Below are 26,046 nucleotides of genomic sequence, written 5' to 3'. Positions count from 1 at the left end.
TCCTGGAAAACGTTCTTCGGAAAAACGGCAGTCTATCAGGAAAAATCGCCGAAAAGAAGTATAGCAAGCTAACTACTCATTACTTTTTGCCACATCGCCCGGACATATTCCCGCTCCCCTGGAAAGGCGTCCCCGGACACCTGGCTATTCAGGTTCTGCAAGGCCCGGCGATGGATGGTGGAGCGCAGGGTAATAAAGGTTTCCCGCAGCTTCTCGGTGTCCTCCACTGGCAATACGCCTACCCGGCCCAGCTCTTCCATCTGCCGGATATTGTCAGACCACTGAGTCAGCTCCGGGTGGTCATGGGACTGGCTCAGCATCAGGTACTGCACCATGAATTCGATATCAATCAGCCCCCCGGTGTCATGTTTGATGTGGAAAACCTCCGCCTGCCGGGATTCCGGGGTGCCCAGACTGGCACGCATCTTCTCCCGCATGTCCACGACTTCCTGGCGCAGTTTTGACGGGTCACGCTGCTGGCAGAGAATCTCGTGGCGCAAGGTCTCGAATTTCTCAAGGGTCTGCTCACAACCGGCAACTCCCCGGGCCCGGGCCAGGGCCTGGTGCTCCCAGGTCCAGGCGTCGTTGCGCTGGTATTTGTCGAATGCCGTTACGGTGCTGACCAGCAGCCCGGAATTACCGGAAGGCCGCAGGCGCATGTCCACCTCATAGAGCTGGCCGGACGGGGTCTGGGTACTGAGAATGTGGACAATGCGCTGGCCGAGACGCGTATAGAAAACCGCATTGTCGATGGATTTATCACCATCGGTGGATTCCTCGGGGTCTGCATCGTGAATGAACACCAGGTCCAGGTCCGAGGTATAGCCCAGCTCCAGTCCGCCCAGCTTGCCATAACCGATGATAGCGAAATCCGTGTCACAGGCCGAACCATCCGCACGTCGAGGATAACCATGACGGCTGACCAGGTTGGCGAAGGCTACATCGACCACATGGTCCAGCACCACCTCGGCAATCCAGGTCAGGTAATCGCTCACTTTCATCAACGGCAGGGTTCCGTGCAGCTCGGACGCCGCTACCCGAAGGATATGCGCCTTCTTGAAGTGCCGCAGGGACTCCATCTGCTCTTCCAGGTCCTCAAAGGGAATCCGCAGCATCTGCTGGCGCAGGTCGTCTTCCAGCTCCGCCTTGGCCGGGGGATGGTAGAGGCTTTCTGCGTTCAGCAGCTCGTCCAGCAGTAACGGTGTCTCCGCCAGTTGACGGGCGATCCACGGGCTCTCACTGCACAGCCACACCAGCTGCTTGCGGGCACCGGGGTTCTCCAGTAACAACACCATGTAGGCGGTCCGACGCAGGATGGCTTCGACCAGTTGCAGAACCCGCTCAAGGGTCACTGAAGGCTGCTCGACGTGGCTCAGTGCCTCGAGCAATACCGGCATGAACTGGTTAAGCCGCTGCCGGCCCTGGCTCTGCATGACCTGGACCGTGCGGCTCTCCCGCAGCTCTTTGACTGATTCGAGGCTGGCCGGTGGATCCTCGAAACCCTGCTCGCCAAGCCAGCTAAGGGCATCTTCCTCCTCCATCTCTGACAGCCACAACTCCTGCCAGCCTTCATCCAGGTCCGTGGCGCTGTCGCCTTCATCCTCCAGGGCAATAATATCGGCAAAATGCCGGGCCACCCTGTCCCGGTGTGCATTCAGGGTATCCAGGCAGGCCTGCCAGCTTTCGAAGCCCAGGATCAGCGCTACCCGGGCCTGGCTCAGCTCGCCTTCCGGCAACAGCTGGGTCTGCTTGTCTTCCATACCCTGCAGGGCATGCTCCAGGTTGCGCAGGAAAATATAGGCATCCCGCAGTTCCCTGACCACCGTTGAAGGCAACAACTCCAGTGCCTCAAGTTCCCCGAGAATGGCCAGCAATTCACGTTGCTGCAACTCCCGGTCCCGGCCACCACGAATCAGCTGAAAGGCCTGGACCACAAACTCGATTTCCCGGATGCCACCGCTGCCCAGCTTGATGTTGTTTTCCAGCCCCTTGCGCCTGACTTCCCTGTTGATCATGGCTTTCATGGAGCGGAGGGATTCGAAGGCACTGAAGTCAATGTATTTGCGATAGACGAAGGGGCGCAGGCTCTCCATCAGCACCTTGCCCGCCTGCTGGTCACCGGCAACCACCCGCGCCTTGACCATTGCGTAGCGCTCCCACTCCCGCCCCTGGTCCTGGTAGTAGGTTTCCAGGGCCGCAAAGCTCAGGGCGAGAGCCCCGCTCTGGCCATAGGGTCGCAGACGCATGTCCACCCGGAATACAAACCCGTCTGCCGTGATCTGGTCCAGCGCCTGGATCAGCTTCTGCCCCAGGCGGATAAAGAACTGCTGGTTATCCAGGGAGCGGCGACCGCCCCGGGTCTCCCCCTTGCCGGGGAACGCAAAGATCAGATCGATGTCCGAAGAAATATTGAGCTCATGACCGCCCAGTTTGCCCATGCCCAGCACGACCATTTGCTGGGGCACCTCCTCACCAGTGACAGGGTCGGCCCCGTAGGGTGTGCCATATTGCTCGCAAGCCTGCGGATACAACCAGTCCAGTGCAGCCTGGATACAGGTGTCAGCGAAGTCACTGGCAGCGGCGACGGTCTCGTGATAGTCCGCCAGCCCCATGACATCACGCCAGATCATGCGGAACTGGCTTTCCCGACGAAAGCGGCGCAGGGCCCGATGCAGGCTGGCTTCATCGGTGACTTCGGCCAGGTACTCTTGCCAGCGGTCACGCAGGCTGTCACCGGTTGTGGGTTGCGTTAATGGCCGGGCTGTCAGCGCCTGTTCAACCAGGTCACCATGGCGCTCAAGGGTCTCATGAAGAAACGGACTGCGGGCCAGCGCCCCGGCAACATCCGCCTCGTCCAGGCCAGCGTTACCGAGCCAGGCCGGGAAACCTTCCGGAAATACATGCCTCCAGACCTCGGCCACTTCCGCCGCTAACGGCTCCGGCAGACTGCTCCACGGCTCAGACATAACGCAACCCTCTGTATCTCTGTTATATTCCGTCTACTCTATACGTAAGGAGCCTGTGCACAACCCCTGTGGCTGACCGTACGGGTAGAGCACTCCAACAACCACCTGACTGGAACCGCCGGGAATCCGCCCAGATGCTGCCCAACCGCCGTCCCCTGAACCCGGAACACGAGCTGACCCACCTTCCGATGTCGGGCATCATCCGGAACCGGCTGAAGCGGCTGTTCATGTTGCTGCTTGCCCTGATCCTGGTGCACACGCTCATCCTCTGGGCTGCCGAGCCATTCAGTCTGCCCGAATCCTTCTGGCTGGCAATGACAACGCTGACCACGGTCGGCTTCGGTGACCTGGCACCGCAAACGTTCATCGGACGGGTCAGCACCATACTGCTGATGTACCTTACCGCCATCACCCTGCTGACACTGATCATCAGTGACTATATCGAATACCGCTTCTACCGCCGGGAACGAATCCTGACCGGCCGCTGGAGATACGACATGAAAAACCACGTGCTGATTATCAACACCCCCAGACGCGGCGGCGAGCAGTATTTCATGCGCATCGCCACCCAACTGCGCTCCGTACCCGGTTACGAGAGCATTCCCATCATGCTGCTAACCCAGGAATACCCCTCCGGGCTGCCGCCGGAACTTCGGGATATAGGCCTCGTTCACTACCACGGCACCGGCGCCAGCGAAAGCGACCTCAAGGCTGTCCACGCCGGCCTGGCCCGCCACATCCTGGTACTGGCCCTTGATGAGACCGACCCCGGATCTGACAGCTACACCTTCGACATCGCCCACCGCCTGAGCGAACTCAACCTGGCGGGTAAAACCACCGTAGAATGTGTACGGGATGACAACCGGCAACGCTTCCGCTCCATCGGTATACGGTCAACCATCCGGCCGGTACGCACCTACCCGGAAATCATGGTTCGCGCGGTAGTGTCACCGGGTACCGAGAAGGTACTGGAGGATATGTTCAATTATGAGCAGGATCATCCACACCGGTACAACCTGACACTGGACGACCTGATCTGGTCTGATATAGTCAGCGCCCTGATTCGCCACGGTATCGGCACGGCCCTGGCCTATATCGACGACAACGACAACGTCGTCTGCCACCCCGAACCCAACGAGGAGGTGGAAGGCAAGGGCCTGATCGTGCTGGTCAAATCCAGCGAAACCCCGGACGTCTCGGTGGTGGAAGAAGCCCTTGAGCGGTACCGGCAGTTCCTGGAGAAATGGCACGCGATGCACGAGCCACCCGCGAATCCGGCAGCTCCCCGATAACGCCTACGGGCTCCCTTAGAGGCAGTGCAGCGTGGCATTCCTGGACTCGGACTTTTTCCAACCACTCGATTCCGCCCTGGTTTCCGGCGACCCGGAGGCCATTCGCGCTGCAGCGGCAGCTTTCAATGCGGCGGACCTGGCCGAGTTCATCGAGCATACCCATGATGAGGACGGCCGCCACGGCCTGAAACTTTTGCAAAGCCTGCCCATGGAATTGCAGGCCAAGGTATTCGGCTACATTGGGCCGGACATGCAACGGGTCTTTGCTCGCCTGATTCCCAACCGGGAGCTGGCCGGCATCGTCACGGACATGTCGGCGGACGAACGGGCCGACTTCTTCAACTTGCTGGACGAGAACCAGCAGCATGCCCTGTTCCAGTCCCTGGCCAGCCGGGAGCGGGAAGACCTGCGCCGGCTGGCCAGTTTCGAGGAAGGCACCGCCGGGGCCCTGATGACGTCCGACTACGCGGTGGTCAGCTCCGGCATGACCGTGGCGTCCGCCCTGGCGCTGCTGAGGAACACCGCCCCGGACAAGGAAACCATCTACCAGGCCTATGTGGTGGACCAGGACCACCGGCTGATCGGCGTTATCTCCCTGCGCAACCTGATCACCAGCGCCCCCGGTGCCATGGTGGACGGCCTGATGGCCACCGGCCTGGTGTCCGCCCATACCCACACCGAGCAGGAGGAGGTCGCCCGGCTGATCTCCCGCTACGACCTGCTGGCATTGCCGATTGTCGACGATGACGAGCGCCTGGTGGGCATCGTGACCTACGATGACGCCATGGACGTGGCCGAAGCCGAAGCCACCGAGGACATGCACAAGGGTGCCACGGTCGGCCGGCTGGAAACGGGCCTGAAGACGGCATCACCCTTTTCGCTGTACCGTTCACGGGTGCAGTGGCTGGTGATCCTGGTGTTCGCCAACATCTTCACCGGCGCCAGCATCGATCATTTCCAGCAGACCATCTCCAGCCACATCGCCCTGCTGTTCTTCATGCCGCTGCTGATCGCCAGTGGCGGTAACGCCGGCGCCCAGTCCGCCACCCTGATGGTGCGGGGCCTGGCCACCGGTGACGTCACCGCAAAGGACTGGGGCATGCTGCTGGGCAAGGATATCCTGGTGGCCACAGGTCTGGGCCTGACCATGGCGGCGGCGGTCACCGTGGTGGGCGTGGTCAAGGCGGGCCCGGATATCGCGACCGTGGTGGCGATTTCGATGCTGATTGTTGTGCTGATGGGCAGCATCATCGGCATGCTGCTGCCCTTCCTGCTGGATAAACTGCAGTTCGACCCGGCGACGGCCAGCATGCCGCTGATCACCACCATTGCGGACGTCAGCGGGGTGCTGATCTATTTCACCGTTGCCTCGGTGGTGCTGGGTCTGTGACGGCCCGCCCCGTCATCCTGTTACTCTTCGGGCAGCTCCAGCAGAGCGAGCTGTAGTTGCCCGAGCCTGGTGGTGCCGGCGGCCAGATCAGCCACATTCTCGCCCGAGTCCAGCGCGCCCTTCAACCAGGCCAGTTCACCGGCGAGCGTGTCTGGCAGCGCGTCCCGATCCGAAAGCCCCCGCAGGTCCGCCGTCAACGCCTCATCCACGGCCCCCGACAACCACGCCCGTGACAGACCGTGCAACACGCGGTTCACCAACGGATCCTGCTCCGCCAGCGGGACCGGCTGATGCAGCCCCGCGAGCGCATAACCCTGCTCCGCCTTGCTGATCAGGTTCAGGAACACAGGCACCCTGCCCGCCAGTGCCCGCGCCCAGTCCAGCAACGGCCCCGGGTCGCCCTGTTTCAGCTCAAGTTCCAGCTCGCACAGATCCCGACGCTGCCCGCCGGCCAGGATGCTGCCCTGATCGAGGGCGCATTCGATGGTGGTACCGCTCCCCTCCAGCATCCGTATGCGCCGCACAAAATTGGTCTCGAACACCGGCTGCAGTGCCGCCAGGTTCACATCCTGGCCCACCGGGGTGTCGGCAATCAGGCCGATGTTGAGCTCCCTGCCCATCAGGGGCCATTCCCACTCCTGACGCCGATGAGCACCATCCACGAACTCACCCTTGGTTTTCAGGGTCTGGATATACTTGTCACCTGCCTGACGAACGCGCAGGGCCACTTTCTGGTGGTTGAGGTCTCCGGCCGGGGTATCGTAGTAACGGTTAATCAGCGTCTTCTCAGCGCCTATACTGACACCGGTCTGGGCCGACAGCCACTCTGCGGCCTGGTTCAGGGCAACCGGGGTAAGACTCAGCTTGATTTCCAGTTCTTCTGCCATCTTTTCCACCACTCAAGAGAAAACCGAAGTCTATCGCCGATCGCCAGACTACCAGAGAAGGCAAGCCACGACCTGAATTTGGAGGAGAGGTGTCAATCAAACATTAAAGGCATGCCGGACCTACCAACCATGCATTGGCAGATCGACCAACAAACATCTATAGTCTAACGATATTTTTTTCGGAGCCTGACGTAATGAGTCATGATCACACCCACATTGATCCGTCTTCCCGAGACAAACGGGTTGCGCTGGCCATCTGGGCGAACGCCACCCTGACTCTGGCACAGATCGCTGGCGGTATCTTTGCCGGCAGCCTGGCTTTGATTGCCGACGCCCTGCATAATTTTTCCGACATGGCATCGCTCGTGATCGCCTATGCCGCCCGGAAAATCGCACGCCGTCCGGCTGACGCACGCATGACCTTCGGATACGGTCGGATCGAGATCGTCGCGGCCCTCATCAACTACACGTCATTGATCATTATCGGACTCTACCTGGTCTACGAAGGCGGCATGCGCATCATCGACCCACCGGATATCAAGGGCTGGTGGGTCGTCTGGCTCGGCTGTGTCGCTCTGGTGGTGGACACACTGACCGCCTTGCTGACTTATTCCATGCAGAAGGACAGCATCAATATCCGGGCGCTGTTCCTCCACAACCTCTCGGATGCTCTCGCCTCGGTTGCCGTGGTTATTGCCGGGGTCCTTATCCTGCTCTATGACATGAGATGGGTTGATCCTGCCATCACCATAGGAATCGCCGGCTATATTCTCTATCTCGGTCTGACGGAAATCGGAGGCACGATCAGAACGCTTATGCTGGCCAGTCCCACGAACATTGATACCGATGCGGTGATCCAGACGCTCTTGGACATTGAGGGTGTCATCGACCTCCACCATGTACACTTCTGGCAGATGGGAGAACATGATTCCTCGCTGGAGGCCCATGTGGTCGTGGAAGACAGCCTGTGGGACCAGCTCGAGAACACCAAATACCGGATAAAGCGGGTACTTGAGCAGGAGTTCGACATAAACCATTCAACACTGGAGTTTGAACATTCCGACCATATCCACAAGGACGCGAGAATCTATGGCCACGACTGACCGTCCCAACACCACCCGCAGTGGACACCAGCGGTCCGGGACAACTTTCAACCCCGCTGTCCGGAAACCGTAAAATCAGGGTCGAGGTTGCATAGGCCGAAAGGTTGCAATACCATGCTTTTCGCTCATAGCGCCGAAACGCAAACAGGATACGTTTGACCGTGCGACACAGACTCCCAGTAATTCTCTTATGTTTCTTCTTGCTGGTGTCAGCCATGGGCTGGGCAACTGACCTGGCGTCAGGACATGTGTCTCCTGTTGAGCACTCAAGTATTGAGTTGAGCGAAAACGCCGACAATACAGATTACTCGAAAGCCAAAACCGGACACGACCAGAACTGCCATTCAGTGATTCATGGTCTTGCACTCCCCTCGTCCAGGCTGACGACAACGTGTCGCGGTGCGAATCCATCCCCCGTGATTTACACCAGTTACCTTTTCTCACGCTTCATCGCGCCCCCCGAACGGCCTCCCAGAGCCTGACGCGGTCTCTCTGCACAGAATTCCAAAACCACGTCTCAGGTAATATACCCAGGAGTCATCCATGTCATATCGAACATGGCTCGCAACCATAGGCCTCGCCTGCGGATTGGCGAGCCCATGGTCTGCGGTCGCTTCCCAGACTACAAGCCCGGAAACAACCCTGCTCGAATTTGCCGAATCGGTGACGGCAGAGCACTTCGATGTCCGTGCCGCGCGCGAAGAGGTAGATGCCGCCATCAGCCGACAAAACGCGGCTTCCCAGCCTCTCTACAACCCCGAGCTAAACTTCGAGGCCGAAAGCGGAGGCGAACAGGCGGCTTTCGGTAACGAAGTCAGCAAACTGGGCGTCGGTATCAGCCAAACCATTGACTGGAGCGACAAACGCGAGGTTCGTGCTCTGGCCGCTCAAGGCGATGTTCTGAGCGCGAAGGCGGAGCTTTCTCTGGTAGAACAGCAGATTGCGGCTAAGGCACTGAAGGCGCTGATTAGCTACCGCACATCCCAGCACCTTGTCGACCTTGCCCAGAGCCGGGTCGATGTACTGCAACGCTTTGTCGATCTGTCTGAGGACCGCAAGCGGGCGGGCGATATTGGCCAGACAGATCTCGACCTGGCACGCCTTGCACTGGCGGAAGGCCAAAGCACCCTGGCCGAGCAGAGAGTTCAGGCCAACGAGGCATTGCAGTCCGTTCGAGAACTTTCGAGCGGTACGCCGCGGGGCTGGCCCGGATTACCGGAAGATCTGCCACCACCGATAGAAAGCACCCGGCTGGACGAGCTCGCTAAGCGCCACCCCCGCATTGCTGCCCTGCGCAGCAAGCTAGCCGCTGCTCAGGCCGAAATCGATGTTGCCAAAAGCAACCGTAACGCTGACCCGGTTATTGGCGCCAGCGTCTCGAGAGACGGCGAGAACGACATCGTGGGCCTCAGTTTCAGCATTCCCCTGTACGTTCGCAATGACTATAGCGACGAAGTGGACAGCGCCGCCAGTAACGCCCTCGCGGTGGAAGCTCGCATGCACGCCGAATACGAACGTCTGCAGGCCCAACTGAAAACAGCGCTGGAAAACTACCAGAGCAGCCGAAATGCCCTGCAAGACTGGAACCAGGCCGTTAGTGGACGCCTGGACGAAGGTCTGGATCTTCTGGAGCGGCTCTGGCAGGTGGGTGAGCTCAATGCCACCGAGTACCTGTTGCAGATTCAACAACGCCTGGATACCCGCGCCTCCGGTTTACGCCTGCAGGCACAGACCTGGAGCAGCTGGACCAACTGGCTTGTTGTCAGTGGCGACTGGCAGGCCGGATTGAGCGAACTTGGGCTTTAACGTTTAACGGAGATTTGCATGAACATGCCGTTTCAGTTTTTTACATTGACACTCGTAGCAATGCTTGCAGGCGCTCCGGTCGGGGCTCAAACCAATCACGAAGAAAACGGCGAGCACGATCATGCCGCCGAGGAGGGCCAGCGCCAGGCTAGCGCCCAAATGTCCGAAGAAACCCATGAGGAGCCCGGCCATGAGGGGTCAGGCCACGAAGAGGAGGGCGAACACGAAGGTGAGGGGCACGAGCAAAGGGCCTCAGAAGAAGGGCATGACGCCGATGGACATGAAGAAGAACATAAAGAGGAAGGACATGCCGAAGAAGGCCACAATGAGGCCCCCCCGGGCGTGGTGGAGCTGAGCAGCGAATCGCAGCGCATGGCCAATATCGAGGCCAGAAAGCTTGAACTTCAGCCAGTGCCGGAAATCGTCACGGCCCCCGGTGAAGTCCAGCTGAACGACTACCGGTCCGCTCGCGTGAGTACAAGGATTCCGGCGCAAGTCGTTTCACGGATGGCGGAACTGGGCGACGTGGTCGAAAAAGGCGCTCCCCTTGTACTGTTGACCAGTGTTGAAATGGCCGAAGCCCAGGGCGCGCTCCAGATCGCTGCCCGTGAATGGTACCGCGTTCGCGAATTAGGCAAGTCCGTGGTCGGAGAGGCGCGCTATATAGAGGCCCGTGTCGCGTTCCAGCAGGCACAGTCCAGACTCCAGGCCTACGGCATGACCGAAACCCAGGTTACTCAGTTTTTGCGCGGCGAAGACGAGCTTCAACTTGGTCAGTTCAGGCTGCTTGCGTCAGTGGCGGGCACCATTATCGAGGATGATTTCGTGGTGGGTCAGTATGTGGAGACCGGAACACCGCTCTTCATGATCACTGATGAATCCAGCGTCTGGGTAGAAGCGACGGTTCAGGCCTCGGCCGCGCGCGCCATCGAACCCGGCGAACCGGCGAGGGTCCGCATAGGGGACGAGTGGCACCAGGGCACGGTCGTTCAGAAACATCATCGACTGGACGAAAGTACTCGCACAATGGGCGTGCGCATTGAGCTTGAGCTTGACGAGGAGCACTCACCGCACCCTGGTGAATTTGTTGAAGTGGCCATAGAAGCGGATCAGGGTGAACCCGGCCTGCTGGTTCCTGAACGGGCACTGAATCGTAACAGCGCCGGTGAATGGGTGGTATTCATACAGGAAGCTCCGGGCAAGTATCGGCAGGTCGATATCCGGAGATTGAAAGAGCTCTCCGGAAAAGTACAGATCGCTGGCGTTGAACCTGGCACCACCGTCGTGACTGACGGTTCGTTCTACCTTAATTCCGAAATTGCCAAGGGCGGTTTCTCCGTACACAACCACTAAAGGGGACCTCATGCTTAACGCCATTGTCGACTGGGCGGTGAGAAGCCGCCTGTTGGTTGTGATCGGCCTGTTCGCGGCCGTCATAGTAGCTGTTTTCACCATCCCCCGACTTAACCTGGATGCATTCCCGGACGTATCCAATGTCCAGGTCGTCATAAACACGGAGGCGCCGGGGCTGGCCGCCGAGGAGGTGGAGCAGCTTATCAGCTTCCCCATCGAAGCGACCATCTACTCGCTGCCAAGCGTCGAGGAGGTCCGGTCGATCTCACGTACGGGGCTGTCAGTGATCACCGTTGTCTTCGAGGAAGGCACCGACATCTACTTCGCCCGACAGCTTGTCTTTGAACAGCTTCAGGCTGCCCGGGAGCAGATTCCCGAAGGCGTGGGACAGCCCGAGATGGGCCCGAATACCAGTGGCCTCAGCCAGGTCTATGAGTATGTGCTGACCAGCGAGAATCCGGAAAAGTACGGCCCCATGGAACTGAGGAGCCTCAATGACTGGGTGGTGAAACTGCTGATGATGCCGGTCGAAGGTGTCACGGGGCTGCTTTCATACGGTGGAGAAGTCCGCCAGTACCAGGTCAAGCTGAATCCAGCCAAACTGCTTTCCTACAACCTGACGGCTGATGACGTCTCCGAAGCCATTAATGCGGGTAACCGTAATGCCGGCGGCTGGTACGTCAACCGGGGCAGCGAGCAGCTGGTCATTCGCGGCGTTGGCTGGGTCAGAAGCGGTGAGGACGGCCTGCGTGATATTTCGAACGTGCCGGTCAAGGAAGCCGATGGCACGGCCATCACCGTCGGGGATGTTGCCGAGGTGGCCTACGGCGGGGAGATTCGTCAGGGTGCTGTCACCATGACCAAGAGGACTGCCGATGGCGAGGTTCAGGCCATGGGCGAAGTGGTCGCCGGCATTGTGCTCAAACGTTTCGGGGCCAATACCGCAGAAACGATCACCGATATTGAAGAACTGCTTCCGACCATTCAGAAGGCACTGCCCGAAGGTGTCAGGATCGAGCCCTACTACAACCAGTCCGACCTGGTGTTCAGTGCCGTTGACACCGTGGTGGATGCGCTGTTGCAGGCATTCGTTTTTATCGTCATCATCCTGGCCCTGTTTCTGCTGAACCTCCGGGCCTCTCTGCTGGTGCTGCTGTCGATTCCCATTTCGGTGGGTCTGGCACTGATGGTCATGAGCTATTTCGGCATGTCTGCGAACCTCATGTCCTTGGGGGGGCTGGCCATTGCCATCGGTATGATGGTGGATGGTTCCATCGTGGTCATGGAAAACATCTTCAGCCACATATCCCGCCCGGATCGGTTCCACGACTCCGAACGCAGACGAGAGCTCACTCCCGACGACACCGAGACGGAAATTGACCACGACCAGGCGGAGAAGGACGACCCGCAAGGCGTGTCGCTGCGTATCGCGGAAGCCACCAAGGAGGTCGCGAGATCCGTGTTTTTCGCCGTTATGATTATCGTCGTGGTGTTCCTGCCACTGTTTACCCTTCAGGGTGTGGAAGGGAAAATGTTCACCCCAATGGCAATCAGCATTGTACTCGCGGAGCTCGCCGCACTGGGTACAGCGCTGGTGGTCGTGCCGGCACTGGCCAGCTACTTCTTCCGGCGGGGCATCCATTATCGTCCGAGTCCGATATTGAAACCGCTGGAGGCCGGCTATCGCTGGTTGCTGGACCGTGCCATACGGTTTCGGAGCATCGTCGCAGGTACAGCAATCGTCATGCTGGCGTTTGCCATCTTCCTGATTCCCCGGCTCGGTACTGAATTCATGCCGGAAATGGAAGAAGGCACCATGATGGTCCGGGTGACGCTTGCTCCCTCTGTCAACGTCGATGCCGCGGTGGAAATTGCGCCCAAGCTGGAAAAGCGAATCATGAAATTCCCCGAGGTGACCTATGTGACGAGCCGCATTGGTCGTGCCGAGCTGGGCGGCGACCCCGAACCCGTGTCCAACATTGCAATGTATATCGGATTAAAGCCCGCAGAACAGTGGGAATCGGCCGAGGACCGGGAGGGACTCCAGGCACTGATACAGGAGGAGCTCTCGGTTCATCCGGGTCTCATCCTTAATTTTTCCCAGCCCATTGCCAACCGCGTGGACGAACTGCTCTCTGGCGTAAAGGCGCAGCTGGCCATCAAGCTGTTCGGTCCCGACCTGGACATTCTCGCGGAGAAGGGCCAGGCCATCGAAACCCTTGCCAAGTCCGTTGAAGGCACCCGAGATGTTCAGATGGAACAGATCGCCGGTGAGGCTCAGCTTATTGTCCGCCCGGACCGGGATCGCCTTGCCCGCTATGGCATTTCAGTCGCGCAGGTCATGGAACTGGTGTCTGACGCGATTGGTGGCCAGAGTGCCGGCCAGGTTATCAAGGGCAACGAACGGTACGACATCTATGTGCGCCTGGCTGAGCAGTACCGAAACAGCGCGGAAAGCATTCGCTCACTGATCCTTCAGGCCCCCAACGGCGCCTGGGTCAGGCTGGAAGACGTCGCTGAAGTGGCCATTGAAGAAGGCCCTCCCCAGATCCGCAGGGACGATGTTCAGCGCCGGGTGGTTGTTCAGGCAAATATCGAGGGTCGTGACATGGGCGGCGTTGTGGCCGAACTTGACCGTCGGATAGCCGAAGAGATCGACCTGCCGGCGGGCTACTCGGTGGTTTTCGGAGGCCAGTTCGAGAACCAGCGCCGGGCTCAGCAGACGTTGATGATTGTTGTGCCCATCTCACTGGCGCTGATTTTTCTGTTCCTCTACTTTGCCTTCGGCTCAGTGGGGCAGGCGCTACTGATCATGCTCAACGTTCCCCTTGCCCTGATCGGCGGCGTGGTCAGCCTTTGGATAACGGGCCAGTACCTGTCTGTACCAAGCTCAATCGGCTTTATCACGCTTTTCGGCCTGGCTGTGCTCAATGGAGTGGTCATGATCAGCGCGATCAACCAGCGGGTCGAGGGAGGGTTACCTCCAGCGGAAGCGGCCTTCGAGGGAGCCCTTACAAGGTTACGGCCGGTGATGATGACAGCCTTCACCTCTGCACTGGGCCTGATACCGATGCTGATGGCGTCAGGGATTGGCTCTGATGTCCAGCGCCCGCTGGCATCCGTCGTGGTGGGGGGATTGGTTTCGGCGACACTGCTGACCCTTGTGGTCCTGCCAACACTGTACCAGACCTTCTCACGGGGATGGATCAGGGACCACACACACGAGGTCTGACAGGCCTGATACAGTCCGTGAGTGCCCGACAGTTTTCCAGCCCATGGTTGCGGAGCCTCACGGACACACTCTGCTTTTCTAGCCGGACCCCAGGGTCCGGCAACCTCCCGAAGCAACATTACCTACCTGGTATCCGAAAGACGTAAAGGCCAAGCATTCCCGTCTTATCACGCACGCCCTGTAGAATACCCCCTCCAGAGATCTGCTCCGACAGGGAGCCTTTTCACACAAATGAAATATTATGTTAATCATTTATTCATATTCCCTCCGCATAGTAGGCACCACGAACTCAATACTGATCGGTAACGATCGAATCTGGAGAGAAAGCGAATGAAAAAACAATTGCTTGCAGCAGCTATCGGCACACTGGTTGCCGCACCGTCCATCGCACTGGCGGATAAGGGCCCGACGGTATACGGCAAGGTCAATGTCTCTTACGAGAACTACGATAACGGCACTGACGACCAATGGGAACTGAATAGCAACGCTTCCCGTATCGGTGTCAAGGGTGCGCTGGACCTCGACATTCCGAATGTTCAGGCCATATATCAGGCCGAGTTCGAAATTGATGTCGATAACGGCGACTCCGGTGATGGCGAGACCTTCGACCAGCGGAACATTTACGGCGGTTTCACGCACGCCAGCCTGGGTACGCTGATTGCTGGCAAGTTCGATACGCCGTTCAAGAAAGCACAGTTGGACGTGGACCAGTTCGACAATCTTGGTGGCGATATCAGTTCGATCCTTGGTGGCGAAGAGCGGGTCAGCAACATTATCCAGTACAGCACACCGAAACTCGCTGACGTCATCACCCTGAACCTGGCCATGATCCCAGGAGAAGGCGACGATAAGGCCGGTGAAACCAGGGACAACGCCGCCGACGCGTTCTCCTCTTCCGTGGTATTCGATAACGGAACTATCTTCGGTGCTGTGGCATACGATTCGGAAGTCACCACCAACATCTATGATGCTGACTTTGCCGGTATCGGCGAAGATCTCTACCTGGTAGACGCGGTGCGCGTCTCCGGCGGTGCCCGCATTCAGAACTTCGAGTTAGGGGCGATCTACCAGAAATCCGAAACCTCTGATGACGTGGCGGGCATGAGCTACGAGGACAGCTCCTACATTCTCAGTGGCGCATTCAGCCTGAACCGTTTGAAGCTGAAGGCGCAGTATGGTCTGACCAGCATGGACCAGACTGACGACGACCTCACGCTGATGGCTCTGGGGGCCGACTACAAGGTGGGTGACAAGAGCAAGATCTTTGGCTACTACGCCAATGCGGAAGCGGATGAGAATACGTCTTCCCTGGAAGACACCTACTTCGGTGTCGGTTTCGAGCACAAATTCTCCATGTAACTGCCAGCATGTGGGTCACACGTACAACCACAGGCGTTAGAACGAAGCCTGAATTGAGTTAACACAGGTGTTGCCGGGACCTTCTGTTCCCGGCTTTTTCGTGTTCGCACTGAAGCCAGCCGACCTGCTTACCGGATGACCAGAAGCAAGAGACTTTGTTACTACAGTGGCCACGCGCGCGGTGGCCACACATAGTCTACGAGGCCAGTACGGGGCCGCCGGCATCTGCAGGCTTACATCGTCACCAGCACTTTTCCCTGAGTGACCGGTCTCTTCGGATGGAGATTGGCTTTGACTGCCCAGACCGGCAGAAACCAAAACAAACAACACGAATCCGCCGATGAACGCGGCGAGGGACCAGCGGGTATCCTCGTCGGCATCATGAGCCTCCGCAAGCATGTCCTCGACAGCCGCTACCATAAGCAAACCTGCAGCGAAGGTAAGCACACCAAATTGCCATGCCTCACTCTGGTTACGCAGGAGAAAGTAGGCAATCAAGGCAGCGCCCAGTACAGGTATTACTAAAGAAACCGACAGCAGTAACCGGCGGGATCGCGGTACCCCCTTGTCCTTCATGTTAGCGACCGTCGAGTAACCTTCTGGCACATCCGCCAGCACCTGTCCCACTGCCAGCACGAGGGCCATGCTGACCGATACCACGGAACCGGTACCGATGAGGACACCATCACTGAGAAGATCCACGGACTCGGCAATGTAAATCATCCACATGCCCATCCCGCTCCCGCTTTGACTCCCCGTCTGCAATTTTTCAACCACCGATCCGATGGCGATATAGGCGAGTCCGCCAAGCGCAAAAGCGAGCGCGATAATCCCCGGTGAAATTCGGGCCAGGGCTTCAGGAAGGATTTCAACGCTCACCACCGCGATCACAATACCGGCTGCAGCATGCAGCGCGCGGTTCAGGCGCCGCTTTGGTGTGTTGAGAAATTCCGCCATTAATCCTCCGGCGAAATTGCCCAGCGCGGGTAACACCGCCAACCCCAAAACCAGCCATATGCTCATCGGTTCCCCCCTCTAAACGCCTTCGGTGTTGCAAGACTTTTGTCCGGTGTTTCCGACCACCCGGACTGAATCAACCGCTCCCTGATACCACCCGTTACATTTGATTCAGTAAGGTTCAGATGCCAGGACGAAGCCAAAGTACAGGGCTGGAATGCGGGCGCCGCTCGTTCCAGACTGTTTCATAACCTTCAAGGGATTGCGCCCGTGATCTTCAGGCCACCATACTTGTTACGTCAAGTGTAGAAGGTTTCGCCCGGAATGTTTTGCTTCCGGCACAGCCCGTTGACGATGACCCGGGATCAGACTTATGGGGGTTTCGATGGAATCGGTGGGAGTAGTGGGAGTCGGTGGGAGCCATCTGGTTACCGGGCGAGCGAAGGGTTTACCCGGACGATACGGCGGAAAATCTGCCGTCCATGCAGCAGTTTAGCAACTGGAACCCTCAGCGCAACGCGCGTCAGGTTCCGGATTACTTAGATTACGAGGGTGGCTCTCGCCACCCCTAAACATTAAAAGAGGTAGGCGCCACCGATATTCAGCTCATTGTAAGCGGAATCGTAAACGTCTCCTTCTTCGTCGTTACGATGAAGACCTTCAACATACACATAGAGTTTGTCGGAAACGTTATGCAGCGCCTGGGCGGTGATGTTAGTCGATTCCCTTTTACCGTCACCAGCACCGTCCACATCGTCTTCTTCCATTTCGTAAGACAGCGTGAAGCGCGAGGCGCCCATTGTGTAAATGCCCTGGATACCGATCAGATCTTCACCAAGCCCGGTGTTTTCGGCCACGTTACCAAACGACTCCGCAGACTCAACCGGGTCAGCGCCGAATGATTCACCAGCGGCGGCCACAGCCTCATCCCCTTCCTGGGTGGAATAGAACGCATTCAGCGACAGTGCATCCGTTACAAAAAAGTCAACTCGGACACCATAGGTGTTTTCGTTGTTTGCGGCGCCATCATTTGAGTCCATAGCCAGCGCCACGGCAAACCGGTCATGCTGATATTTCATGCCCAACTGGTACGGATACTTGTTGTCACGGCTCTGGCCGTTTTCGTCCCGCTCGCTTTTGCCGTCAACCTGCATAACACCATGCAGGGTCAGCCCGCCGAAGCTCGGTGACACGTACTGAATCAGGTCGTCTTCGCCGGTAGTCCAGTTGGCATAAAAATTCCCGTTACCAACTTCATAGTACCAGTTGCCATAACCACCAATCAGGGTTTCATACTGGGAATCGTCGGAACCAACCCACACTTCACCGAAATTCCCGCGAACACCAAGATAGGCTTCGTCGGTTTCGATAGTTTCATTGGTCTCGCCTTCAGTTGGAAAGAAACCTTCCAGCTCAAGCTTTCCGAAAGCTTCGACTCCCGGCATGATTTCGTGGCTGCCACGAATCCCCAGAGTAGAATAAGTGTAGTCTGTCAGTTGACTTCCTGAACCCTCGAAATCCTCATGATCCGAGTTGGTGTAGATCATCTGGACGTTACCGTAAATCTCCGGCATGGCGTCCAGGCGAGCGTTCAGCTCGGAGAACTCTTTGCTGGTCGCGGCCGACACGACTGTCGGAGCAGCGACCATGGCAAAGGCGATGGCTGATGCAATAGCTGTCTTTTTCATCTTATAGCTTCCTTTTGAGTTAACTCAGGTTTTTAGCGACGGGCCTGACCCGCCTGTCAGTCTCAGTACACCCGCCATCGCCAGCTCACGCTGTGATGACGTCAGGCTTCTTCTCGCGGAGCCCTTCACAGTCAATCACTTACAAATCCTTCTTAAAGGATTATCTGGTTAAAGATTGTTGTAATACACTTTCCAGAATTTTGCAAATTCTTAACCAACATTTATTGGCAAATGATGGTAATTTCAGGTAAGGCATGTAAGTTTCGGCTTTACGTCCTTAAACAAGATCAAGGCCACTACCTGGAAAGGGTCTACAATTCAGAGAATTAGGGACTAAAGAATTGTGGGAGCCCTTCTGCCTCCACCCTAACCGCACCAGTTTAGAGCACCTTTTGCCGTTCCGCCTTGTTCCCGCACATTAAGTGAGCGAATCCAGAAGTGACGAGACTGTAACGTTAACACTTCGCAATCACAAGTTGGCTCAGACACTGTCTAGTCCTGAAATAGGTTTACACCTGTTTCTATCGGAACGCCCGGTGCACTGCATCGGGCGTTTTGTATTTCAGAGCCAGGTGTGGCCGCCTTGTGTTATAGATTTGCACGGACTGCTCAACCATCTTTTGAGCCTCAGCCAAGTCCTTGGGGCGCGCTAGCAAGAACTCCGTTTTCAGTATCCCATTCACCCGCTCAGCCAACGCATTTTGATAACAGTCGTAGCCATCTGTCATTGAACAACGAATACCGTGTTTGGCATGAAGCTGTTGGTATGGTGCGGAGCAATACTGGCTTCCCCGATCCGAGTGATGAACCAGCTCTCCAGAGAATTGCCTTCCCTTCAACGCCTTATGCATGGCTTGTATCACTCCCTCCGTATGGAGGGTTTCATGGACATGGTGGCCCACGATTTTCCGGGAGAAGGCATCCGTAATCAGGCTCAGATAGGCCGAGCCCTGATGGGTCGGCAAATAGGTAATATCTGCCACCCAGAGCTGCTCAGGGGCATTTGGTACGACCTGTCCCGGGCCTGCTTTCAGCAGGTTGGGGTGGCAGCGAAGGTAGTGATGGCTGTGGGTGGTCCTATGATAAGCACGTTTGCGGGGAACCAGTTGTCGATGTGCCCTCAGGAGATCAAATAGTCGATCCCGGCCCATGCATAAATCGGCATTCGGTTTCAGTAGTGAATGCAGCTTACGGGTGCCCAGGCGAGGCTGGAGCAGGCGCTCTCCCCGCACAAAGTCCAACACCAGCCGCTCATGGGCCTTACGAACCGCATCAGCTTTGAAGTGCTGGTAATACGCCTGACGGGAGAAACCTAGATATCGGCAAGCCCGAGTGACGCTCAGGCCCTGGATCTGCTTTTGCGCGAGGACTTGCCGGACCGCTTTTTTACGACGCGACAGCCATAGTCTTTTTGCAGAACATCCACAACAGATTCAAAGAACTGGGCTTTCTGGTTGGCTTCATCGAGCTGCTGCTCCAACTCTTTGATGCGCTGCTCGGGTGTGAGTGGAAGATCCGGTTTGGCCATCGCAGCCCCCTTACGAACGAAGAGCAAGGCCGCCGGGCTCCAGTCCTGCTGGCCATGCTTACGTAACCACGTTAGCACCGTCGAGCGACCCTGGATACCGTATCGTTCCTGAGCTTGCTTGTAAGTCATCTCGCCCTTTTCAACCTGGTCTACCACCGCCAATTTAAAGGCCAGGGAATAATCTCGCTGACTCCTCCGCCTCGTCGTATTCACAACACCCTCCATAATCTTCAGTGGAAAGGTGTAAACCTTATTCAGGACGAGTCACACTCAACAAAAAAGTCACCGGCCCGTCATTCACCAGGGCCACTTTCATATCCGCCCCGAACCGGCCCTTTCCTACCCGGGGCTCGCCCAGCTCGGCAACGGACTGGCGCACGAACTCGTCCACCAGGCGGCTCGCCACCTCGGGCGCAGCCGCGTCGGAAAACCCCGGTCTTGTTCCCGACCCGGTATCCGCCGCTAGCGTGAACTGGGGAACAATCAGGAGAGCGCCGCCACAATCCACCAGGCTGCGGTTCATACGGCCCTGTCCGTCGGGAAACACCCGATAGCGAAGGATCTTGCGGAGCAGGGTTTCGACCTCGCCGGTTGTATCCTTGCGCTCAACCCCGAGTAACAGCAACAGTCCTTTGTCGATGCTGGCGATCGCCTCGCCGTCCACCGACACACTGGCCTGGGTTACCCTCTGGATCAGTCCCTTCATGACGTCCTTGAAACGGGGTTGGTTTGAAGACGGACCGGATTCTATAGACGGAGTTATCCGGGCGCAAGTGGCGTCACGGTCGGTGCTCTGATTTTGAAACTCGCGTGACCCAGATCACAACAAAGAGCCTCAGGCCAGCCGCGGCTCCGCCTGACGGGAGACGGTTTCCACCGCTCTTATCAGCGCGTCGACAATCGGTGGCTCCGAAGCCGAATGCCCCGCGTCACGAATGACACGCAGCTCGGCCTGCGGCCACGCTTCGCTAAGGGCAAAGGCATTATCCAGTGGGCAGACCATGTCGTAGCGCCCATGAACAATCACCCCGGGTATATCCGCCAGCCGATGCGCATTCGCCAGTAACTCGCCGGGCGCCAGGAAGGCGTTGTTCATGAAGTAGTGGCACTCGATGCGGGCCAGCGCAATGGCCGTGTGGGGATGGGCAAAATGCTCCACCACCCTCGGGTTGGGGTGCAGGGTGGCACACCGCCCTTCCCATACGGACCAGGCCTTGGCGGCCTGGATCTGCTCCAGCTCGTTGTCACTGGTCAGCCGGCGGTAATAGGCAGACACCATGTCGGCCCGCTCGTCTTCCGGAATCGGGGCCACGTAGTCCCGCCAGTAATCCGGAAAAACGCGACCGGCACCGTGCTGATAGAACCACTGGATATCGTCAGGGCGACACAGGAAGATCCCCCTCAGCACCAGTCCCAGCACCTGCTCAGGGTGGGCCTGGGCATAGGCCAGACTGAGGGTTGAACCCCAGCTTCCCCCGAACAGCATCCAGCGATCGATGCCCAGGAATTCCCGCACCCGCTCCAGATCCTGCACCAGTGCCTGGGTGGTATTGCCCTCCAGTTCCGCCAGGGGCGTCGACCGGCCCGCCCCGCGCTGGTCAAGCAGGATAATGCGGAAACGCTCGGCATCGAAAAAGCGCCGGTACCAGTCCTCGCAGCCGCCACCGGGACCGCCGTGGATAACGATGACAGGTATGCCGTCGGGATTACCGGATTCTTCCAGGTACAGCTCGTGGGGAGGCTCCACCGCCAGCCGATGGCGGGCATAGGGTTCGATGTCCGGGTAGAGGGTCAGCATGGGGGCTCCTTTTGGCACTACAAGGAGTCTAGACGAGATTGGCGGGGGAGTTCATGTTTAAAAGCCCCTCGCCCTTGAGGGGGCTAGCCTGCGGCTGTTCTGCGCTTCGCTGGTCCCGTCAAGGGCGAGGGTGTCTACGTCACTAGCTGGGAATAACCCGGGGCTCAGCTCTTCTTGCCGGCCCGCTTGCGGTCGTTCTCGGTCAGCAGCTTCTTGCGCAGGCGAATGGACTTGGGTGTCACTTCCACCAGCTCATCGTCGTCGATGAACTCCAGCGCCTGCTCAAGGGTGTACTTGATAGGCGGTACCAGGCCGATGACCTCGTCCTTGCCGGAAGCACGCATATTGTCCAGCTTCTTGGCCTTTGTGGGGTTGACCACGATGTCGTTATCGCGACTGTGGATGCCACAAAGCTGGCCTTCGTAGATTTCCTGACCCGGCTCCAGGAACAGTTTGCCTCGGCTCTGAAGGGTTTCCAGGGAGTAGGTCATCGCCGTGCCCTTGGCCATGGAGATGAGTACGCCGTTCTGGCGGCTGCCCATGGCACCCTCTTTCAGCGGACCATAATGACTGAAGGTAGAGGTCAGGATACCGGTACCGGAGGTCATGGTCAGGAAGGTGTTACGGAACCCGATCAGGCCGCGGGCCGGAATGGTGTATTCCAGGCGGATGCGGCCCTTACCGTCCGGGATCATGTTGGTCATGTCGCCCTTGCGCAGGCCCAGCTGCTCCATCACCGGGCCCTGGTGCTGTTCCTCGATGTCGACGATGACGTTCTCGTAGGGCTCCTGCTTCTTGCCGTCAATCTCGCGGATCACCACTTCCGGGCGACCCACGGCTAGCTCGAAATTCTCCCGGCGCATGTTCTCGATCAACACGGACAGGTGCAGTTCGCCCCGGCCGGAAACCTTGAACTTGTCGGCGGACTCGCCTTCCTCAACTCGCAGCGCGACATTGTGCAGCAGTTCTTTTTCCAGGCGCTCCTTGATGTTGCGACTGGTGACGTACTTGCCTTCCTTGCCGGCGAACGGCGAGTCGTTAACCTGGAAGGTCATGGATACGGTAGGCTCGTCCACAGTCAGCGGCGGCAGGGCCTCAACGGCATTGGGGTCACACAGGGTGTCCGAGATGTACAGCGGATCCAGGCCGCTGACACAAACGATATCGCCAGCCTGGGCCTCTTCCACTTCCACACGCTGAAGGCCGGAGTGGCCCATGATCTTCAGGATACGGCCGTTACGCTTCTTGCCATCGGCGCCAACAGCCACAACCGGGGTGTTGGTTTTTACCTGCCCACGCATGATGCGGCCGATGCCGATTACCCCCAGGAAGCTGTTGTAGTCCAGCTGGGAGATCTGCATCTGAAAGGTGCCTTCCGGGTCGACGTCCGGGGCGGGAACATGGTCAACAATGGCCTGGAACACCGCGTCCATGTTGTCGTCCAGCGCTTCGTGCTCCATACCGGCAATACCGTTGAGCGCACTGGCAAACACAATGGGGAAGTCCAGCTGCTCGTCGGTGGCGCCGAGGTTGTCGAACAGGTCAAACACCTGGTCCACAACCCAGTCAGGACGGGCGCCCGGGCGGTCAATCTTGTTGACCACAACGATGGGGCGCAGGCCAGCGGCGAACGCCTTCTGGGTGACAAAGCGGGTCTGGGGCATGGGACCGTCGATGGAATCCACCACCAGCAGCACACTGTCCACCATGCTCATGACCCGCTCAACCTCACCGCCAAAGTCGGCGTGGCCAGGGGTGTCAACGATGTTGATGTCGTAGTCGTGCCATTTCAGGGCCGTGTTCTTGGCCAGGATGGTGATACCACGTTCCTTTTCCTGGTCGTTGGAGTCCATAACCCGCTCGCTCTCGAGCTCTTTACGGTCAAGGGTGCCGGACTGGCGCAGCAACTGGTCTACCAGGGTGGTTTTACCGTGGTCAACGTGGGCGATAATGGCAACGTTTCTTAACTTATCAATCACAAAAAAATTCCTGTGGCATGTCTGGTGACCTGAGAGGGTCGCGCGTACGGGCCGCAGATGCGGTCGCCGACATGCCATCTCAAATCTGAAAATGAATACTCTCCCGGCATGACCGGCATTGCAGCCGGTGCCCCACCGTGGAAGATAGGCAGTGAGGAGAAATTGCGCGCGCAGTATATAGCAAAGTCGATGTCGTTTATATGAAGAAAAACGCCTATCCTGTTTCGGTGCAAGACACGGCAAGCTGCACTACAAAGGATCATTCGCAGGCAATATTGCACCTCTTTGGTGCACAAAACCTGTATAACTGGCATGCACTGCCCCACCGCGGAGCGGGAGCCGTCCCCGGAAAGGCCGTAGTTGCGCCGTTGTGGCGCGCCGACGAAAAACTGGCAAGCACATTGCATTCACTCAGGACAGCCGAATGTCAGAGCGACCCTGGCACTTTTGATATCCCCGGGTTGCTGCAGCAACAGATCGGACCTCAGCATCGCTGAACGATCCGGCATAACGAACACCGAAAAACACCCGCAGCACGGGTTAACTTACGGAGTAAGCACAATGTCCAAGACAATTGATCTGATCAAGGAACACGAAGTCAAATGGATCGACCTGCGATTCACTGACAGCCGCGGCAAGGAGCAGCACGTGACCCTGCCAGCCACCGAAGTGGACGAGGACTTCTTTACAGAAGGCAAGATGTTCGATGGCTCCTCAATCGCCGGCTGGAAGGGGATCAATGAATCCGACATGATCCTGATGCCGGACGACGAAACCTCCGTGCTGGACCCGTTCACCGAAGAAACCACGGTCAACATCACCTGTGACATCGTGGAGCCCTCCACCATGCAGGGTTACGAGCGCGACCCCCGCTCGGTGGCCAAGCGTGCCGAAGAATACCTGAAGTCCACCGGAATCGCCGAAGGCGCCCTGTTCGGCCCTGAGCCCGAGTTCTTTGTGTTCGACTCTGCCAAGTGGGCTGTCGACATGAAAGGCGCCATGTACGAACTCTACTCTGAAGAAGCCGCCTGGGTATCCGGCGAAGACTTCGAGCGCAACAACATCGGCCACCGCCCGGGCGTGAAAGGTGGTTACTTCCCCGTTCCACCGGTTGACAGCCTGCACGACCTGCGTGGCGCCATGTGTGCCGCCATGGAATCCATGGGCCTGGAAATCGAAGTGCATCACCACGAAGTGGGTACCGCTGGCCAGTGTGAGATCGGTGTTGGCGCCAACACCCTGACCCGCAAGGCTGACGAAGTGCAGATCCTGAAGTACTGCGTGCATAACGTGGCCCATGCCTACGGCAAGACCGCCACCTTCATGCCCAAGCCGGTGGTTGGCGATAACGGTTCCGGCATGCACGTACACATGTCCCTGAACAAGGATGGCAAGAACCTGTTCGCTGGTGACGGCTATGCCGGTCTGAGCGAAATGGCCATCTACTACATTGGCGGTATCATCAAGCACGCCAAGGCCATCAACGCTTTCACCAACAGCTCCACCAACAGCTACAAGCGCCTGGTGCCGGGCTTTGAAGCACCGGTCATGCTGGCCTACTCGGCCCGTAACCGTTCCGCTTCCATCCGGATCCCCTACGTGAGCAGCCCGAAAGCCCGTCGTATCGAGGTGCGTTTCCCGGATCCGTCCGCCAACCCGTACCTGGCTTTCGCGGCCCTGATGATGGCCGGCCTGGACGGCATCCAGAACAAGATCCACCCGGGCGATGCCATGGACAAGGACCTGTACGACCTGCCGAAGGAAGAGGCGCTGGAAATTCCCACCGTGGCCGAAACCTTCCAGGAAGCCCTGGACTGCCTGGCGGAAGACCACGAGTTCCTGACCCGTGGCGGCGTGTTCACCGAAGACATGATCAACGGCTACATTGACCTGAAGCGCGGCGAAGTAGAGCGCCTGAACATGACCACCCACCCGGTTGAGTTCGAGCTGTACTACTCCTGCTAAGACCGGTGAGGTCTGAGCGCTGCTTCGCGCAGTAGTGACGACTCAAAGCCCCGCCATGCGCGGGGCTTTTTTTGTGACTTTTACCTCACCGTAACCTAAGGCGACGGATGCTCCATTGCATTGCATCCCGCGTCTGCCGATAATCCGGCCATGGTCCACAGAAAGGTCCCGGATATGAAAGCTCAGTTCCTGATTGCTGCCGTCGCAACGGCATTTCTTTCCCTGCCGGCCCAGGCCGAGGTCTATCGTCAGGTAGACAAGGATGGCAACGTTACCTTCACCGATGACCCCCAGGGCAAGGCCGAGCGATTGGACGTCAAGCCGGTGACCACCATCACAATGCCCAAGCCGGAAACCGTCAGGAAGCAAATGAAGGAAGACGACGGTGAAATCGGCGACCAGGATGCCTATGACTCCGTAACCTTCCTGGCTCCTAATGACGACGAGGCTTTCCACAGCGGCAGCGGTAATGTGCAATTCCAGGTTGCCAGTGACCCGGCCCTTCGCAGGGGGCACCGCTTCGAGATCACCCTCGATGGCCAGCCTGTGGGGCAGACCAGCTCCGGAACTGTCTCGGTCAGCAACGTTTTCCGTGGCACTCACAAGGCCGGTGTAAACGTGATTAACGCCGAGGGCGAGCGGGTGTTCACCGGCGACTCCATCACCTTTACCATCCATCGTCCCTCCGTTCTGAACTGACACATCGGCTTGCGCGGTTTTCCGTCCAGCCGGACAGCCGCGCG

17 protein-coding genes are annotated in these 26,046 nt (G+C 58.2%); 9 read left to right on the top strand and 8 right to left on the bottom strand.

The features are described from left to right. Positions 1-68: 68 nt before the first annotated feature. On the bottom strand, positions 69-2,966 hold the full coding sequence (gene glnE, locus BM036_RS09950) for a bifunctional [glutamate--ammonia ligase]-adenylyl-L-tyrosine phosphorylase/[glutamate--ammonia-ligase] adenylyltransferase (protein WP_091851175.1): 2,898 nt from the start codon (positions 2,964-2,966) through the stop codon (positions 69-71). A gap of 134 nt (positions 2,967-3,100) precedes the next feature. On the opposite strand from glnE, the gene BM036_RS09945 reads away from it, so the two are divergent. Both BM036_RS09945 and mgtE read left to right on the top strand, forming a co-directional pair. After that, positions 3,101-4,258, top strand: a complete 1,158-nt coding sequence (locus BM036_RS09945) for a potassium channel family protein (RefSeq protein WP_091851173.1) — start codon at positions 3,101-3,103, stop codon at positions 4,256-4,258. Positions 4,259-4,289: 31 nt separating this feature from the next. Next, entirely contained in the window at positions 4,290-5,648 is a 1,359-nt protein-coding gene (gene mgtE, locus BM036_RS09940; protein WP_245742560.1) for a magnesium transporter, read from the top strand. Positions 5,649-5,668: 20 nt separating this feature from the next. On the opposite strand, the gene BM036_RS09935 is transcribed toward mgtE, so the two are convergent. Beyond that, entirely contained in the window at positions 5,669-6,535 is an 867-nt protein-coding gene (locus tag BM036_RS09935; RefSeq protein WP_091851170.1) for a CYTH domain-containing protein, read from the bottom strand. Positions 6,536-6,729: 194 nt separating this feature from the next. Between BM036_RS09935 and BM036_RS09930 the strand changes: the two genes are divergently transcribed. The 5 genes from BM036_RS09930 to BM036_RS09910 all read left to right on the top strand — a co-directional run bounded on the left by BM036_RS09930 (position 6,730) and on the right by BM036_RS09910 (position 15,388). Beyond that, the gene (locus tag BM036_RS09930) at positions 6,730-7,638 is read left to right on the top strand and encodes a cation diffusion facilitator family transporter (RefSeq protein WP_091851167.1); all 909 of its coding nucleotides are present in this window, start codon (positions 6,730-6,732) and stop codon (positions 7,636-7,638) included. Between the two features lie 543 nt (positions 7,639-8,181). After that, positions 8,182-9,444 (top strand): TolC family protein, encoded by a 1,263-nt coding sequence (locus tag BM036_RS09925; protein WP_091851164.1) that lies wholly within the window; start codon positions 8,182-8,184, stop codon positions 9,442-9,444. An 18-nt stretch (positions 9,445-9,462) separates the two neighbouring features. Continuing rightward, a complete protein-coding gene (locus BM036_RS09920) occupies positions 9,463-10,797 on the top strand; it encodes an efflux RND transporter periplasmic adaptor subunit (protein WP_091851161.1) in 1,335 nt (444 codons plus the stop codon). Between the two features lie 10 nt (positions 10,798-10,807). Next, a complete protein-coding gene (locus BM036_RS09915; RefSeq protein ID WP_091851158.1) occupies positions 10,808-14,029 on the top strand; it encodes an efflux RND transporter permease subunit in 3,222 nt (1,073 codons plus the stop codon). 330 nt (positions 14,030-14,359) lie between these two features. Continuing rightward, positions 14,360-15,388: a porin gene (locus BM036_RS09910; RefSeq protein WP_091851155.1), complete on the top strand. Its 1,029-nt coding sequence runs from the start codon at positions 14,360-14,362 to the stop codon at positions 15,386-15,388. A gap of 36 nt (positions 15,389-15,424) precedes the next feature. Here the strand turns inward: BM036_RS09910 and BM036_RS09905 are convergent, their stop codons facing one another. The 6 genes from BM036_RS09905 to typA all read right to left on the bottom strand — a co-directional run bounded on the left by BM036_RS09905 (position 15,425) and on the right by typA (position 23,338). Then, the gene (locus BM036_RS09905; RefSeq protein ID WP_245742558.1) at positions 15,425-16,411 is read right to left on the bottom strand and encodes a ZIP family metal transporter; all 987 of its coding nucleotides are present in this window, start codon (positions 16,409-16,411) and stop codon (positions 15,425-15,427) included. 509 nt (positions 16,412-16,920) lie between these two features. Then, a complete protein-coding gene (locus BM036_RS09900; RefSeq protein ID WP_091851152.1) occupies positions 16,921-18,033 on the bottom strand; it encodes a porin in 1,113 nt (370 codons plus the stop codon). A gap of 521 nt (positions 18,034-18,554) precedes the next feature. Next, a protein-coding gene (locus BM036_RS09895) for an IS3 family transposase (RefSeq protein WP_413774376.1) occupies positions 18,555-19,786 on the bottom strand; the annotation gives its coding sequence in 2 pieces (ribosomal slippage) (positions 18,555-19,432 and positions 19,432-19,786; 1,233 coding nt in all). Between the two features lie 25 nt (positions 19,787-19,811). Next, positions 19,812-20,267, bottom strand: coding sequence for a D-aminoacyl-tRNA deacylase (gene dtd, locus BM036_RS09890; RefSeq protein ID WP_091851150.1), 456 nt, complete (start codon positions 20,265-20,267; stop codon positions 19,812-19,814). 129 nt (positions 20,268-20,396) lie between these two features. Continuing rightward, the gene (gene pip / locus BM036_RS09885; RefSeq protein ID WP_091851147.1) at positions 20,397-21,359 is read right to left on the bottom strand and encodes a prolyl aminopeptidase; all 963 of its coding nucleotides are present in this window, start codon (positions 21,357-21,359) and stop codon (positions 20,397-20,399) included. A gap of 164 nt (positions 21,360-21,523) precedes the next feature. Continuing rightward, a complete protein-coding gene (gene typA, locus BM036_RS09880) occupies positions 21,524-23,338 on the bottom strand; it encodes a translational GTPase TypA (protein WP_091851144.1) in 1,815 nt (604 codons plus the stop codon). 561 nt (positions 23,339-23,899) lie between these two features. Here typA and glnA point away from each other — a divergent pair. After that, the gene (glnA, locus tag BM036_RS09875) at positions 23,900-25,303 is read left to right on the top strand and encodes a glutamate--ammonia ligase (protein WP_091851141.1); all 1,404 of its coding nucleotides are present in this window, start codon (positions 23,900-23,902) and stop codon (positions 25,301-25,303) included. A 174-nt stretch (positions 25,304-25,477) separates the two neighbouring features. Next, positions 25,478-26,002, top strand: coding sequence for a DUF4124 domain-containing protein (locus BM036_RS09870; RefSeq protein ID WP_091851139.1), 525 nt, complete (start codon positions 25,478-25,480; stop codon positions 26,000-26,002). The last annotated feature ends 44 nt before the right edge of the window (positions 26,003-26,046 follow it).

Source organism: Marinobacter segnicrescens (genome assembly GCF_900111555.1).
GTDB classification, from domain to species: domain Bacteria; phylum Pseudomonadota; class Gammaproteobacteria; order Pseudomonadales; family Oleiphilaceae; genus Marinobacter; species Marinobacter segnicrescens.
The sequence above is the reverse complement of the archived record's forward strand: the minus strand, read 5'-3'. Positions and strand labels throughout refer to the sequence as shown.

What these genes read in the sequence shown, in the direction of transcription:
- BM036_RS09930 (WP_091851167.1), top strand. Translation starts at nt 6,730, where the DNA reads ATGAGTCATGATCACACCCACATTGATCCGTCTTCCCGAGACAAACGG.
- BM036_RS09900 (WP_091851152.1), bottom strand. Translation starts at nt 18,033, where the DNA reads ATGAAAAAGACAGCTATTGCATCAGCCATCGCCTTTGCCATGGTCGCT.
- BM036_RS09935 (WP_091851170.1), bottom strand. Translation starts at nt 6,535, where the DNA reads ATGGCAGAAGAACTGGAAATCAAGCTGAGTCTTACCCCGGTTGCCCTG.
- glnA (WP_091851141.1), top strand. Translation starts at nt 23,900, where the DNA reads ATGTCCAAGACAATTGATCTGATCAAGGAACACGAAGTCAAATGGATC.
- BM036_RS09925 (WP_091851164.1), top strand. Translation starts at nt 8,182, where the DNA reads ATGTCATATCGAACATGGCTCGCAACCATAGGCCTCGCCTGCGGATTG.
- BM036_RS09920 (WP_091851161.1), top strand. Translation starts at nt 9,463, where the DNA reads ATGAACATGCCGTTTCAGTTTTTTACATTGACACTCGTAGCAATGCTT.
- BM036_RS09945 (WP_091851173.1), top strand. Translation starts at nt 3,101, where the DNA reads ATGCTGCCCAACCGCCGTCCCCTGAACCCGGAACACGAGCTGACCCAC.
- BM036_RS09915 (WP_091851158.1), top strand. Translation starts at nt 10,808, where the DNA reads ATGCTTAACGCCATTGTCGACTGGGCGGTGAGAAGCCGCCTGTTGGTT.
- pip (WP_091851147.1), bottom strand. Translation starts at nt 21,359, where the DNA reads ATGCTGACCCTCTACCCGGACATCGAACCCTATGCCCGCCATCGGCTG.
- BM036_RS09870 (WP_091851139.1), top strand. Translation starts at nt 25,478, where the DNA reads ATGAAAGCTCAGTTCCTGATTGCTGCCGTCGCAACGGCATTTCTTTCC.
- BM036_RS09905 (WP_245742558.1), bottom strand. Translation starts at nt 16,411, where the DNA reads ATGAGCATATGGCTGGTTTTGGGGTTGGCGGTGTTACCCGCGCTGGGC.
- BM036_RS09910 (WP_091851155.1), top strand. Translation starts at nt 14,360, where the DNA reads ATGAAAAAACAATTGCTTGCAGCAGCTATCGGCACACTGGTTGCCGCA.
- dtd (WP_091851150.1), bottom strand. Translation starts at nt 20,267, where the DNA reads ATGAAGGGACTGATCCAGAGGGTAACCCAGGCCAGTGTGTCGGTGGAC.
- glnE (WP_091851175.1), bottom strand. Translation starts at nt 2,966, where the DNA reads ATGTCTGAGCCGTGGAGCAGTCTGCCGGAGCCGTTAGCGGCGGAAGTG.